This is a genomic window from Rothia sp. HMSC072B03 (genome assembly GCF_001809565.1).
Classification (GTDB): Bacteria; Actinomycetota; Actinomycetes; order Actinomycetales; family Micrococcaceae; genus Rothia; species Rothia mucilaginosa_A.
This window is the reverse complement of the sequence record NZ_KV797966.1, coordinates 121,524-134,367: the sequence shown is the minus strand read 5'-3', so window position 1 is coordinate 134,367 and position 12,844 is coordinate 121,524. Positions and strand designations below refer to the sequence as shown.

Sequence of the window (12,844 nt, the reverse complement as noted above, 5' to 3'; positions counted from 1 at the left end):
GAACAATAAACATAGTGGTACTTCATCCACTGGAGACAATATTGTTACGGAAAATAATAACTCAGGATCTCAGAGTCAAAATTCAGATACGTACACTTCTAAAGCTCCCAATGGCCTAACCATGGTGTATTCAAAAACCGACCCAACACTCAACGCTTGCATTACAAAAGACGGACGTGTCGGTCACGTTAACTATGCCAACCGTTTCGTCCGTGACGACGGTATATCTGTTGACCACGGTCTCGGAAAGCGCCCCACATCAGAAATTTGTATCCCCGACAATGCTCGCACCCTCACCGGTACCAACAACCCCGGCCCTACCGGCCCCACCTACGAAGAAGTCATGGAGGAAATCCGCCATGCTGCAGAGTCCCTAGAACCCGGCAAGCCCACCCTCCACCAGTCCTACAACCCCCCCGCAGGAACCGGCCGAGCCGAAGGCGACCCCAACGTCTACAAAGGCGACAACATCAACTTCTACGTCGACGACGGAGGCCCCTACCGCCTCGAAGCAGACATGCTCGCCGGACACGTCGAAATTGAACTCATGCCCTCCTCCTACGTCATCGAGTACGGCAACGGCGATACAGACACCAACTACACCGCGGGCAAACCGGTCACCACCTACCCACGCGAACGTCCGCGTCAAACAGCTACCAGCTACGCCTACCAGCGTTCGGGCAACTTCCACGCGTACGCGACCGTGCATTACACGGCTCGTTTCCGTGTGGATGGTGGCCCGTGGCAGATGATGATGGTGACCCCGCAGGCGACCAGTGACCCGCTACTGATTCGTGTGTGGTGGGTTGATGTGGGACGCGTCGGCGGCACCTGCGATGAAGACGACACTCGTTGGGGCTGCAAGAACGACCCCACCATGGGTAAAAAGGATAACCCGAACCCCAGGTTGCGCAAGGCAGATGTCCGTACCGGCCAGCGCTGGCATCTAAACGACAGCGGTGACGGGGACACAGAGTATTCACTGCACCGCGACTGGCCCGACATGTAAACCAACTCTGACATGACATATAGATAACTGCAGCAGGCGGCCCCGGATGCATGTGCGTCCGGGGCCGTTTTTGTTTTACCGTGCTGTGCCGAAAAATTGTGCCATAGGTTAGTGTCTTTGGTCGTAGTTAAAAGCCATGGCAGAAGACACTAAACCATGGCACAAATTCTGCACGGGTTACAGCCCCATAGCGAAAATTCTCGGCATAAACAGCTCGGCATGAAAACCCATACCGCGTAACAACTCGTAACATCCCCTTGCGGGATACCCCCCTAGGGTATATACTGGAGTCATGGAAACCACTAGCAACCAGTGCTGCCACAGCACATCCGACCAGGTCTGCACCGCATCCGACGCACCCGCCAAGGAACAGTCCGAGGCGTACACCGGCGCATGCTGCAGCGGCGAGGCGCCCGAAACCCAGCACGGTTACGCCTCCAACAAAGAGGCGCACCTCAAGCGACTGCGCCGCATCGAAGGGCAGGTCCGCGGCATCGCCCGCATGGTCGACGAAGATAAGTACTGCATCGACATCCTCACCCAGGTTGCCGCGGTCTCCAAGGCACTCCACGCTGTCTCCCTGAACCTGCTCGAAGAGCACATCGGCCATTGCGTGACCGGCGCCGCCGTCGAATCCGAACGCACCGGCGACCCGACCATCGCAGAAGCCAAGGTCAAAGAGGCAACCGCCGCCATTTCCCGCCTCATGCGCAGCTAAACACGCTGCCCCTAAACACCAGGCGGACCCAAGTTTTCAACCCCACAACCGAAAGGAAACTCATCATGAGCACCACCACCGTTAAGGCAACCGGCCTGACCTGCAACCACTGCGCTATGAGCGTCAGCGAAGAGGTCAACGAAGTTCCCGGCGTCACCGGCGTGACCGTGGACGTCGTCAAGGACGGCGTCTCCACCGTGACCATTGAGCACGAGGGCACCCTCAACACCCAGGCTGTTGCAGACGCTATCGTCGAGGCTGGCTTCACCCCCGCCGTCTAATCGACCGCCACACAACAGCCCCGGGACAACTCAAACCGGTACGCTAGACATAGCAACCCACACCCAGGAGTCACCATGGCATACCCGGCTAACTACATCGCAATGGTCGTCGGCGCGGTTCGCACCCTCGTCGGCGTCGATAACATGCACCTGCGCGACGCGATCACCCGCGTCGCCCGGCAGATGAGCCTGGACCCCGCCCTGGTCGACTCCTGGGTCAAGCAGAGCCCCGAATATACGGCGCGTGAAGACGCGACCGGCGCCGCGCGACGCAGCGGCACGAGCGCGAATAAGCGTTCCGCCGAGCACGAGCAGGGTCTGAAGGCTCGCGAGAAGGCGAACGCTTCGCCGTTCCCGCGGGCCGCTGTGAAACGCGCGTACGGCGTCTCCGATCGAGGCGCGAAGGTGACCGGTGTTCGCCCGCACACGACCCGCCCGGATGGGCTACCCGGCGACCACTAAGCCGCGTTGATTTTTCCCTCGCGCACCCTCGACGGTGCGCCCTGATACTGCACCATACACCGTCCGGGGCGGGGTCCTTCGGGGCCCTTCCCCCGGCTTGGTGTGTGCCTTTTTCTACCCTCCCGTTTTTGAGTTTTGAGGAAGTATTGTGTCTTCTACACAGCCTTCACTAATCACCCGTGAGCCCTCATCACAGAGTGAGCGCTCTCTTTTTAATCCTGCCGGAACGACCGCAAAATCAACGGAGTCAACCCGAATTATCCACGTGGACATTCAGGGCATGACCTGTGCATCCTGCGTGGGCCGCGTGGAGCGTAAGCTCCGCAAAATCCCCGGTGTTGACCCGGCGGTGAACCTGCCGCTGGAGTCCGCGCGCGTCATCGTACCCGAGGGCGTGAGCGACGAGCAGATTGTTGAGACCATCAACAACGCCGGCTACAAGGCGCACCTCAAAAACGGCCCGCGCGTGGGCGCCGCGACTGATGCGAGCGCATCCGACGGCGGCGGTCAGCACACCACCCCGAGCATGAAGGGCGGCTTCACCGACCGCATTATCTACGCGACGATTCTGGGTGTGCCCATCTTCCTGATTTCCATGTTCCCGGCGTTCCAGTTCCCGAACTGGGGCTGGGTCGTGGCGATTCTGACCGCGCCGGTCGCGTTCTGGTGCGCCGCGCCGTTCCACCGCGCCGCGCTCATCAATGCCCGTCACGGCTCCTCCACGATGGATACGCTCGTGTCCCTCGGCGTGGTCGTGGCGTACTTCTATTCGCTGGCGCAGCTGCTCATAAACCCGGCGTTGACGGCGCACGTGCACCATGCGGGCGGCAGCTTCTGGTCGATGTTTACCGGCCACCATGCGCCGCTGTACTTCGATTCGGCGTCCATGGTGACGCTGTTCCTGCTGATTGGCCGCGCAATTGAGCACCGCACCCGCCACCGCTCCTCGGATGCGCTGCGCACCCTGCTGAGCATGGGCGCGAAGGAGGCGACCCTGCTGCGCACCGATAAGCAGGGCGTGACCAAGCAGGTGCAGGTTCCGGTGGAGGACCTCATGCCGGATGACCTGTTCCTGGTGCGCCCGGGCGAGAAGATTGCCACGGACGGCGTGGTGGTCGAGGGTACCTCCGCGGTGGATGCGTCCCTGCTGACCGGCGAGTCTGTGCCGGTGGAGGTGCATCCGGGCGATACGGTCACGGGTGCCACGGTGAACACTTCGGGTTCGTTGACGGTGCGCGCCACCCGCGTGGGCGCCGAGACGACCCTGGCGAAGATGGGTGAGCTGGTGGCGAGCGCCCAGGAGACGAAGGCTCCGATTGCCCGCCTGGCGGACCGTGTTTCTGCGGTGTTTGTGCCGGTGATTTTGACGATTTCGGCGCTGACTCTGATCGGCTGGTGGCTGATTTCCGGTGACGGTGCGGCGGCGTTTAATGCGGCGGTGTCGGTGCTGGTGGTGGCCTGCCCGTGCGCCCTGGGTTTGGCGACCCCGACGGCGCTGTTGGCGGGTACGGGTCGCGGCTGGCAGCTGGGCATTTTGATTCGTAATGCGCAGGTGTTGGAGGCGACGAGCACGGTTGATCGCGTGGTGCTGGATAAGACCGGTACCGTGACGACCGGCGAGATGTCTGTGGCGTTCTACGGCACGTTTGGCGACTACGAGTCGGCGGGTGACCTTGCCGGTATTTCGCCGGATTCTGCAGATTCCAAGAACGAGCGTTCCCTGTCTGTTCTGCGTGATGCCGCCGCCGTGGAGGCGCTGAGCGAGCACCCGATTGCCCGCGCAATTGCCGGTTTTGCCCGTGAGCAGGGCGTACTTGCTGAGGGTGCTTCGGCACCGAGCGTGAGCGACTTCGAGGGTGTTCCCGGAGGCGTGCGCGGCGTGCTGAGCGGCGCGGGTGACGGTGCCGAGAACGGCGCCTCCCGACTTGTTGTTGTGGGTACTCCCGAGTACCTGCAGGCGGCGGGTGCGCAGCTGAGCGAGGGCCAGTTGGCCCTGCTGGATCAGGCTCGCCGGGCGGGTCTGACGACGGTGGTTGTCGCCCGCGGCGAGGCCCCGAATAACGAGGCCGCAGAAAACGCTCCCGCCCCGCAGCCGGTCGGCATGATTTCGGTGGCCGACACCCCCAAGCCGGAGGCCGCCGAGACCATGGCGCAGCTGCGCGAGCTCGGTCTGGAGCCCATCCTGCTCACCGGCGACGCCCCGCAGGTTGCGCAGGCGGTTGCCTCGCAGGTCGGCATTTCGGCAGATAACGTGTACGCCGGCGTGACCCCCGAGGGTAAGTCGCAGGTGGTCCGCCAGTTGCAGAAGGCCGGTCACCGCGTGGCAATGGTCGGCGACGGCGTGAATGACGCCCCGGCGCTGGCTCTTGCTGAGCTGGGCATTGCGATGGGTTCGGGCACGGACGTTGCCGCGGAGGCCGCCGATATCGTGCTGACCCGCTCGGATGTCGCCTCGGTGGTCACGGCGCTGCGCCTCTCCCGGGCTACGCTGCGCACCATCAAGTCGAACCTGTTCTGGGCGTTCGCCTACAATTCGGTGGCTGTTCCGGTCGCCGTGGCGGGCCTGCTGAACCCGATGATTGCGGGTGCGGCAATGGCGTTTAGTTCGGTGTTCGTGGTGCTGAATTCTATGCGTCTGACGGCGTTTAGGAAGTAGCGGAATATGGCGAGAAATTGCCTGAGCGTATAGCGCGAAATTGCCCAAACATTAGCTATTGAAATAGCCTGAACGAAAAATTCAAAAGCATATCTCGCCGTGCTTTTCGCACGGTAAAAGATATAAAGAAATGCACCGCCCGTGTAAAGGCGGTGCATTTCTTTATATTCAGTTTTCACGGGCGGCGGCTTGAACGCCTAGCTTGAACAACGAGCTCAAAAGCCTGGCTCAAACGCCTCGCCCGAAAGCCCGAGCTCAACAGCACGAGCTCAGCAGCCCGGCAAAACCTCGCCGAGAACCGGGCAGAACCTTATGCCCAGGTCACCAGGTCCTCGATGGAGCGGCGGCTCTTCGGGGCAATCTCGCGGGCACGGTAACCGAAGGTCACAGCAACGGACACGCCGTACTCCTCCGGGTCGAACAGGCCGGCAGAAGTGAGCAGCTCGTTCACTGCCTCGTAGTTCATACCCTCAATGGGGCAGGAGTCGATGCCGAGCATTGCGGCGCCGGTCATCATGTTGCCCAGGGCGATGTAGGTCTGCTTGGATGCCCAGTCGAAGAGCGCGCGGTCGCTTTCCAGGACCTTCATGTCGTTCTTCTGGAAGTTACCGTAGCGTTCGAGTGCGGCCTCCATCTGCTCCTCGGTGAGATTGCGGCTTTCGAGGGTGCGGCGCATCCACGGGGTGTCGTAGCGCAGGCCCTTCTTCGCCAGCAGTACGACCAGGTGGCTTGCGTCGTCGAGGGCGCCCGCCATGCCCCAGGCGATCGGCTTGAGCTTTTCGCGCAGTTCGGGGTCCTGGATGACCAGGAACTTCCACGGCTCGGTGCCGACAGAGCTGGGCGACAGGCGCGCAAATTCGAGGATTGCGGCGAAGTCTTCGTCGCTGATGCGGCGGTCGGGGTCGTAGGCGCGGGTTGCGCGGCGGCGGGCGAAAATTTCGAGGGCTTCTTCGCGGGTTACGGTCACGGTTTCATCCTTTGCATGAGGGTTTCATTACCCTGTCATGCTACACCCGCGGAGGGTGCGGGCGGTCTAATTGTGAGCCATTACGCCCAGAGCACGTATGCGCGAAGCAGCTAGGTTCGAAGGGTTTAGGCACCGGCTTTCATCCACACATCCGAGGAGGCGCGGCGACCGAAAATGACCGCGCGGATTCCTTGGAAGTACAGAATATACGCCGCCCACAAGCCGCAATACCCGGCGAGCGCATCCATGGTGCCGTTGCCAACCGCCCAGTGCAGCCCGAGCATGACGGGCACGTACATGACGAGCATGATGAAGCAGCCGATTGCCAGGTATTTCACGTCCTGCGCGCCCATGAGGATGCCATCCAGGGTGAACACGTACGCGGCGATGGGCTGGCCGAGCGCGATGATGACGGTGGCGATGGTGAAGAGGAACGCCACCTGCGCGTCCTGCGTGAAAATCCAGGAGCCGAAGAAGCCGATGAGCGGGCAGATAAGACCAGTGATAACGCCGTAGATGAGGCTCATGCGCAGCAGCCGGTTTTTCAGCTGGCGCACCTTCGCACGTTCGGATTCTACGTTGAGGTCGCGTTCGCCGAGTTCCTTGCCGAGTAGCGCCTGGGCGGCGATGGCGAGGGAGTCCAGGGCGTAGAGGAAGAGGTTAAATACGCCCATGCCGAGCTGGTAGGCGGCGGTGTGTTCGGTGCCGAATCGTGCCACGACGAACACGGTCAGCAGGGAGGCGATGCGCATGGACAGGGTGCGCAGCATGAGCCAGGAGCCGAGCGAGAGCACCGAACGCATGCCGGCGACGTCGGGTGCCCAGCGGACGGCGTGCTCGCGGGTGCCGCGCATCATGACCACACCGAGCGCGGCAGCCATGCCCCACTGGGTGAGGGAGGTGCCGGTCGCCGAACCGGCGACACCCCAGCCGACCGGGTAGATGAGCAACCAGTTCAGCACAATGTTGACGAGCGTGCCGACCGTGGCGACTTTGAGCGGGGTGACGGTGTCTTGCAGCCCGCGGAGCGTGCCGACCTGCGCGAGGATAATCATCATCGGCGGGATGCCCCAGAGCGAGTGGTGCAGGTAGTCGAGGGCGTAGCTCATGGTTTCGTCGGTCGCGCCGAGGCCGCGCAGCAGCGGGTCTGCGAAGGCGTATCCGGCGATCATGAGGAGCATGCCGAGGCCGAAGGCGACCCACACGCCGTCCACGCCGATCTGCCAGGCGCGGCGCAGGTTCTTCTCGCCGAAGGCGCGCGCCACGGCGGGCGTGACGGAGTAGGCGAGGAAGTTCATGAGGCCCACGACCGTGGTGACGAGCGTGGCGGCGATGCTCATGCCCGCGAGTTCTGCTTTGCCGAGTTGGCCGATGAGGGCGGAGTCGGTGAGCACGAAGATGGGTTCGGCGATGAGCGCACCGAAGGCGGGTACGGCGAGGGCGAGGATGCGTCGGTTCAGCGAAGGCTCGGCAGTATTCTTCACGGGCGCGCCGGGCGCAGTGCTACCGGGTTCGGTGCCGCCGGGTTCGGTACTACTGGATTCAGCCATAAGGTGCTTCTGTGTGCTCATCCTTCTAGGCTACTCCCCGCCGCCGCGGCGGGTGCCTGCGCGCGGGGCGGGGTGCACTCTACGAGATGGGCGCGGCTAGGCGCCTCGGCCGCGTAGTTCGTCGAGGGCGCGGCGTTCCTTCTTGGTGGGGCGGCCGCTGCCTCGTTCGCGTTTGGCGACCGGCGGCATGGAGAGGTAGGCGGGGCGCGGGCCGGAAAGGTCTTCGTAGCAGGTGACGGCGATGGGCGCGCCTACGCGTTTGACGAGGAGTTTTTCGACTTTGAAGACGCGTTCCCAGCCGGGGTAGCGGACCTTGACAATGTCGCCTTTTTTGAGTTTTTGGGAGGGTTTGGCGGGGGCGTCGTTGACGCGCACGTGGCCGCCTTTGCATTCGTCGGCGGCGAGGGAGCGGGTTTTAAAGATGCGCACCGACCAGAGCCAGAGGTCGAGCCTGGCGCTGGTTAGTGTGGTGGTGTCTTCTGCGGTCATGTGTTCATTGTGGCGCGAGGCGGGCGGGGCACCAAATCAGGTGCGCCCGCCTGCGATTCCTACCCCTCCGCCGTTTTCACAGTGATTCCGCCGTATTTTTGCCGTGGTTTCGACAGGATTTCGGCGGGGTTCCATCATGGCTTCGCCGAACCGCGCCGCAACCGGCACCGAACCCGCCACGCGGCAGAAAATTTTCTATTGCACGCACCAGCCTATTGAGCGCAAACCCGCATCCACTAGGGGTATTGTTAAGTCACCTTCTCAAGAAGTGTTCTCAGGACCACCTAGTTCGCGTGGTCTACGGGGGGGGTTGTGGCCGCGACGCCACGGGCTCCCCGTAACAGATTGGATATACACCATGTCAGCTTTGAAAAAGCTCCTGGCGGCTGCCCTCATCAGCACTGTGCTGTCTTCTTGCTCCTTCGGCCCTTCTCTAGAGAAGGACGAAAGCGCCCGAGCAATCTTCGACACAGAAAATGACCGGGTGATCCTGCCTCTGGACGCATACAACACCGCCGGCAAGGGCGAATACTTCACCAAAGCCCTTGAGCTCGCCCGCAAAAAGTGCTTTGCCGAACACGGGCAACACTACGAGATGTTCGTCCCCACCGAAGGATCCGGCAGGAACCTCGGCAGAACCTACGGGATCTGGAACGTTGAGCACGCCCAAAAATACGGCCTCCACGAGCGCGAAGACTCAAATACGCTGGACCTCTCCTCCCCTGCCGCCTCATCCGACCCTGGGAAGGATGTCCGCACCGAATGCTATCAGCGCGCCGTCGATGAGATGAAGCAAATTGGAGAGATACCCTTCGGAAGCAGCACGTTTACGCGTTTGGAGACCGACGCCCGAAATGCCGCAGGCGATAGGCAACTCAAAAAATCTCTTGACGACGAGTGGAAGCGATGCGTCAAGGATAAGGGCCTCACCCCCGATAGTGAGGTGACCGTCGAGGAAGAAAAGAATATTCCTCAGAGCGCCGTCGCCTCCGAGGAAGAAATTCGAATCGCCACCATCGAGGCGCAGTGCGACCGGGATATAGGCCGTTCGCAGAAGCTCTACGACCTGCAAGCGCAGTACCAGAAGCCGCTCGTCGCCAAGAACCAGGCAGCCCTGGAGAATGAGCTCAAAGAATTCAAACGCCGGGACGAGCAGTTCAAGCAGTACGTGCTCGACAACCAGTAACAGCGAATAGCAGTCGGTAACAGCCAGTATGCCGACAGAAAAGGGTGTGTGTCGTGTTCAGTGAACACGGCACACACCCTTCTTAAGCTGTACCGGCTATATTGTGCCGGCTACGTTGCGCCGGTTATCCAACCCGCGGTGGTTATGCCTCCACCGTTGCGGTGCGGCGCTCCTTGAGAGCCCAGCCAATCACGCCGGTCAGCAGACCGAACGCAATCCAGGAACCAAGCACCAGCCACTGGTCACTCGTTGCAACCTCCGGGAAGTACGCAATCGAACGCAGCAGAGTCGAGGAGGCACCCGGCACCAACATCTGACCAATCTGCCCCCACACACCGGGCAGGAACACGCTCGGCATACTTGCGCCCGAAATCGGGTTACCAATGAACATGGTGATGACCGCGCCTACTGCGAGACCAATCAGCGGCGAAGACAGTGCACCCACACCCACAATGAAGAAGGCGGTCGCCAGGTAGGTAGCGCCGAACGCAGCCCACAGGGTTGCGAAGTCGCCGGGGATGATGCCGAACCAGACGTTCAGAATCAGGGCGGTCAGTGCACCACCGATGACGGAGTACAGGGTTGCGGTGGCGAAGCGGCGCCAGGTGCCGTTCACGCGCAGTACGGAGAAGGAACCGCCGAGAATACCGCCAATGACCAGCGGAAATGCGGAGATAGCGATACCGGAACCGGAGGAGTCATTCTCACTCAGGGGTACCACGACGGTGGTCTTCACCGCCATTGCGGATGCCTGCTCGGCCTGCACCTTCATCTGCTCCAGCTGGGCGGCGGCCTGCGCACCCTGTTCACCGCCCGTCTGCACCGCCTGGGTGAGGGCTTCCGTCTTAGCGGCGAGTGCCTTCTGCTGAATCTGCGCGTTCAGCTGGGTGGCAACACCGTTGAGCATCTGGGTTGCTGCGGCGTTTGCGGCTGGTGCGGTCAGCACTTCGGGGGCGGCGCCTTCGGTGAAGATGATTGCGCCGTAGGTTTCGCGCTGCTTGATTTGCTGTTCAGCCTCTTTGCGGGAGGATGCCTGCTTCAAGTCGAAGGTTTCAATACCTTGGTCTTTGAGGGACTGTTCAAACTGACTGACGGTCACCTCGGGGCCTGCGATAGAGACGGGCAGATTCTTTGCTTCCATGGTCTTGGTGGGCCAGGTGAAAGCTAGGACGATGAGTGCTACCACCAAGGATGATAGTACGGAGGTGGTGATGACCTTGAGCCAGGAGGAACGGTCGGTGGTTTCTTGCGTGCTTGTTTCTGCAATGCTCTTTGCCGCGATCTTCTGGGATGCGGCAGCTTGGGTGGCTGCGGCGGTCACTGCTTCTGCGGTGACTGCGGTGGCGGTTTCGTTGTTCATGACAATCTCCAAACAAAATGCTTATTTCGTTTACGAGTCAGAACTCTACTCTCGATTTTTACCGAGTGCAAACAAAATAGCTATTTTGTTTGTAAAGTCACAAAAAGAACTTCCATTGTGTTTGTAAGTTTTGTGCCCACTCCCTAAACTGGAACCATGCCCCGACTAACAGACGCCACCAAAGCCGCACGCCGAGCCCAAATCATCGAAGCCGCCGTTAGCTGCTTCCTCGAAAAGGGCTACACCAACACCTCCATGAGCGACATCATCAAAGCCTCCGGGCTGTCCTCCGGATCCATCTACTCGCACTTCTCCGGCAAAGAAGACATCCTCACCACCGCCATCAACGAACGCCTCGAAAACATCAAAAAGCTCTACGAAACACTCCCCGAAGGCGCCGGACCCCAGGACATTCTCGAAATCATCTACACCAACCAGATGGTTAACGAGAACTTCTCCGCCATGCTGCGCATCCGCCTTGAATCGCTCCACGCGCCCGAAATCGCCAGGGCAACCGCGAACATCATGCCCCTATTGCAGGGCATCATCGTAAAGACCCTCACCCCCTGGGCGGCCGAACAGCTACGCGTTCTGCACGAAATCAACCCCGACCCGGCGCAGCGCACCCCCGAGCAGGAGGCGCTCATCACCGACTACGCCCGCGATACTGCGGACGCCTTCATGATGATTTTCCAGGGCTACATGCTCCGCTCCTTCTTCGGTAACCCCAAGGAAAAGGACCACCTCTACCGCGTCGCTTTAGCGCTTCTTCCTGAGTAGTTGACCGACCGATAGTCCCCAAAAATCACCCTTAGACGGTTGTTTTTCAGCATTTAGACCGCGCAGGGGCAACATAAGTCATTCACATCCTGCAGGCGTAGAATCGAGGAACTATGACTGAATCCTGCACCCCCGCAACCCCTGAGCCGCGCGCCGACAACCCCGCAGAGCTGAAGAATCTGCGTGCCGCGCACGCGGACGAGCTCTCCTCCCGCACCCACGCCACGAGGATCCCGGCGGACTCCTGCTCCCTCTATGACGACGAGGCTCTCGGTGGCACTGCCGGACGCGCCACCGCCTGGCTGGCGCTCGAACACGTGGGCCAGTGGGGCCGCGATGTACTGGACGGATCCGCCCTCGGCGAGGAACTCTCTGCCGCACTGGGCGAGGCAGTCTCGCAGGCGGGGCTGAAGTTCCTGCTCATTCGCCAGGTGGGCAGGGAGGGGCGCGTACTGCACGGCGCGCCGGATGCATCCGGCAACCCGACCCACCGGGTACTCTACGCACTCTGCACCCCGGGTGAGGAGAAGCTCTACTCGTTCAGCGTGAGCGCCCCCGAGCAGCTGCTCGAACTGCCGTTGGACAACCCACAGGAGTTGATTCAGGCGACCGGAGCCGAGCTCATGGACTCCCCCGCTATTCTCGTGTGCACCCACTCTAAGCGTGACCGTTGCTGTGCTCTGCGCGGCCGACCCATTGCGGCACACCTGGCGGATATCCTACCCGCGAACGCGGTCTGGGAGTGCTCGCATACGGGCGGTCACCGCTTTGCCCCGGTCGGCATTATGCTGCCCACCGGCTACACCTACGGTCGCCTCTCGGAGCCTTCGGCGCTGGCGGCGTACCTGTCGCTGGCGGGTCGCGATATTCCGTCGCTGCACGGTCTGCGTGGGCGCAGTACGGATACTCCGGTGGAGCAGGCGGCGGAGGTTGCCGTGCGCCTCGAATTGGAGAAAAAGGGTGAAGAAGTAACCTCTGGAGGTTTGGTTTCACGTGAAACATCGGGGCGAGAGGCGCTGAACGCACTCCGTGAGGCGGGCATCGAGCCCCCGGTAGATACCGCCGAACACCCCACCCTGGAGGCGGCACTCACCACCCACACCGACGGACGCACCTGGGTCACCTTCTTCGAGCGGGTCACCCTTGAGCCGCGCCCCAACTCCTGCGGCAAGGGTCCCGCAGATGCTTTCAGCCGCGAGCTGCTCGCGCTGCGTCAGCTCTAATCTCTGCACCAACTCTAGGTAGTGCCAGATCTAACCACTGCATCAGCTCTAGCACCCGCGCATGATTAGACAGCGCAAAGCCCCAGCGGGCACCTTCTCGGGTACCCGCCGGGGCTTCACTGCATCCAGGGTTCACTGCATCCAGAGTTCGCTGTAGCCGGGA

Annotated in this window: 12 protein-coding genes; 8 read left to right on the top strand and 4 right to left on the bottom strand. The window is 61.6% G+C overall.

What is annotated here, in order from left to right; genetic code table 11:
• Positions 1-343: 343 nt before the first annotated feature.
• The 5 genes from HMPREF2630_RS09270 to HMPREF2630_RS01950 all read left to right on the top strand — a co-directional run bounded on the left by HMPREF2630_RS09270 (position 344) and on the right by HMPREF2630_RS01950 (position 5,126).
• The gene (locus HMPREF2630_RS09270) at positions 344-1,009 is read left to right on the top strand and encodes a hypothetical protein (RefSeq protein WP_246822740.1); all 666 of its coding nucleotides are present in this window, start codon (positions 344-346) and stop codon (positions 1,007-1,009) included.
• Positions 1,010-1,301: 292 nt separating this feature from the next.
• A complete protein-coding gene (locus HMPREF2630_RS09385) occupies positions 1,302-1,727 on the top strand; it encodes a metal-sensitive transcriptional regulator (protein WP_070483155.1) in 426 nt (141 codons plus the stop codon).
• A 65-nt stretch (positions 1,728-1,792) separates the two neighbouring features.
• Positions 1,793-2,008: a heavy-metal-associated domain-containing protein gene (locus HMPREF2630_RS01960; RefSeq protein ID WP_070483153.1), complete on the top strand. Its 216-nt coding sequence runs from the start codon at positions 1,793-1,795 to the stop codon at positions 2,006-2,008.
• Between the two features lie 75 nt (positions 2,009-2,083).
• Entirely contained in the window at positions 2,084-2,470 is a 387-nt protein-coding gene (locus tag HMPREF2630_RS01955; protein ID WP_070483151.1) for a chorismate mutase, read from the top strand.
• 145 nt (positions 2,471-2,615) lie between these two features.
• A complete protein-coding gene (locus HMPREF2630_RS01950; protein ID WP_049344625.1) occupies positions 2,616-5,126 on the top strand; it encodes a heavy metal translocating P-type ATPase in 2,511 nt (836 codons plus the stop codon).
• Positions 5,127-5,436: 310 nt separating this feature from the next.
• On the opposite strand, the gene HMPREF2630_RS01945 is transcribed toward HMPREF2630_RS01950, so the two are convergent.
• From HMPREF2630_RS01945 to HMPREF2630_RS01935, 3 genes are all read right to left on the bottom strand, one after another.
• Positions 5,437-6,093, bottom strand: coding sequence for an NAD(P)H-dependent oxidoreductase (locus HMPREF2630_RS01945; protein ID WP_049332370.1), 657 nt, complete (start codon positions 6,091-6,093; stop codon positions 5,437-5,439).
• A 125-nt stretch (positions 6,094-6,218) separates the two neighbouring features.
• Complete coding sequence (locus tag HMPREF2630_RS01940) at positions 6,219-7,664, bottom strand: MATE family efflux transporter (protein ID WP_083298871.1); 1,446 nt, start codon at positions 7,662-7,664, stop codon at positions 6,219-6,221.
• Positions 7,665-7,739: 75 nt separating this feature from the next.
• A complete protein-coding gene (locus HMPREF2630_RS01935) occupies positions 7,740-8,132 on the bottom strand; it encodes an RNA-binding S4 domain-containing protein (RefSeq protein ID WP_060824177.1) in 393 nt (130 codons plus the stop codon).
• 358 nt (positions 8,133-8,490) lie between these two features.
• Here HMPREF2630_RS01935 and HMPREF2630_RS01930 point away from each other — a divergent pair, with 358 nt between their 5' ends.
• Positions 8,491-9,318, top strand: a complete 828-nt coding sequence (locus HMPREF2630_RS01930) for a UDP pyrophosphate synthase (protein ID WP_070483149.1) — start codon at positions 8,491-8,493, stop codon at positions 9,316-9,318.
• A 142-nt stretch (positions 9,319-9,460) separates the two neighbouring features.
• Here HMPREF2630_RS01930 and HMPREF2630_RS01925 read toward each other — a convergent pair whose 3' ends face one another.
• Positions 9,461-10,678, bottom strand: coding sequence for an ABC transporter permease (locus HMPREF2630_RS01925; RefSeq protein WP_233992306.1), 1,218 nt, complete (start codon positions 10,676-10,678; stop codon positions 9,461-9,463).
• Between the two features lie 156 nt (positions 10,679-10,834).
• Between HMPREF2630_RS01925 and HMPREF2630_RS01920 the strand changes: the two genes are divergently transcribed.
• Together HMPREF2630_RS01920 and HMPREF2630_RS01915 are read left to right on the top strand one after the other, a co-directional pair.
• Positions 10,835-11,458, top strand: a complete 624-nt coding sequence (locus tag HMPREF2630_RS01920) for a TetR/AcrR family transcriptional regulator (RefSeq protein WP_049338599.1) — start codon at positions 10,835-10,837, stop codon at positions 11,456-11,458.
• Between the two features lie 113 nt (positions 11,459-11,571).
• Positions 11,572-12,681 carry a sucrase ferredoxin gene (locus tag HMPREF2630_RS01915; RefSeq protein WP_049350214.1) on the top strand — a complete coding sequence of 370 codons (1,110 nt, stop codon included), beginning with the start codon at positions 11,572-11,574 and terminating at the stop codon, positions 12,679-12,681.
• Positions 12,682-12,844 lie beyond the last annotated feature (163 nt).

Excerpts from the sequence above, each read along its gene's own strand:
- HMPREF2630_RS09270 (WP_246822740.1), top strand. The coding sequence starts at position 344 with ATGGAGGAAATCCGCCATGCTGCAGAGTCCCTAGAACCCGGCAAGCCC.
- HMPREF2630_RS09385 (WP_070483155.1), top strand. The coding sequence starts at position 1,302 with ATGGAAACCACTAGCAACCAGTGCTGCCACAGCACATCCGACCAGGTC.
- HMPREF2630_RS01960 (WP_070483153.1), top strand. The coding sequence starts at position 1,793 with ATGAGCACCACCACCGTTAAGGCAACCGGCCTGACCTGCAACCACTGC.
- HMPREF2630_RS01955 (WP_070483151.1), top strand. The coding sequence starts at position 2,084 with ATGGCATACCCGGCTAACTACATCGCAATGGTCGTCGGCGCGGTTCGC.
- HMPREF2630_RS01940 (WP_083298871.1), bottom strand. The coding sequence starts at position 7,664 with ATGAGCACACAGAAGCACCTTATGGCTGAATCCAGTAGTACCGAACCC.
- HMPREF2630_RS01935 (WP_060824177.1), bottom strand. The coding sequence starts at position 8,132 with ATGACCGCAGAAGACACCACCACACTAACCAGCGCCAGGCTCGACCTC.
- HMPREF2630_RS01930 (WP_070483149.1), top strand. The coding sequence starts at position 8,491 with ATGTCAGCTTTGAAAAAGCTCCTGGCGGCTGCCCTCATCAGCACTGTG.
- HMPREF2630_RS01925 (WP_233992306.1), bottom strand. The coding sequence starts at position 10,678 with ATGAACAACGAAACCGCCACCGCAGTCACCGCAGAAGCAGTGACCGCC.
- HMPREF2630_RS01920 (WP_049338599.1), top strand. The coding sequence starts at position 10,835 with ATGCCCCGACTAACAGACGCCACCAAAGCCGCACGCCGAGCCCAAATC.
- HMPREF2630_RS01915 (WP_049350214.1), top strand. The coding sequence starts at position 11,572 with ATGACTGAATCCTGCACCCCCGCAACCCCTGAGCCGCGCGCCGACAAC.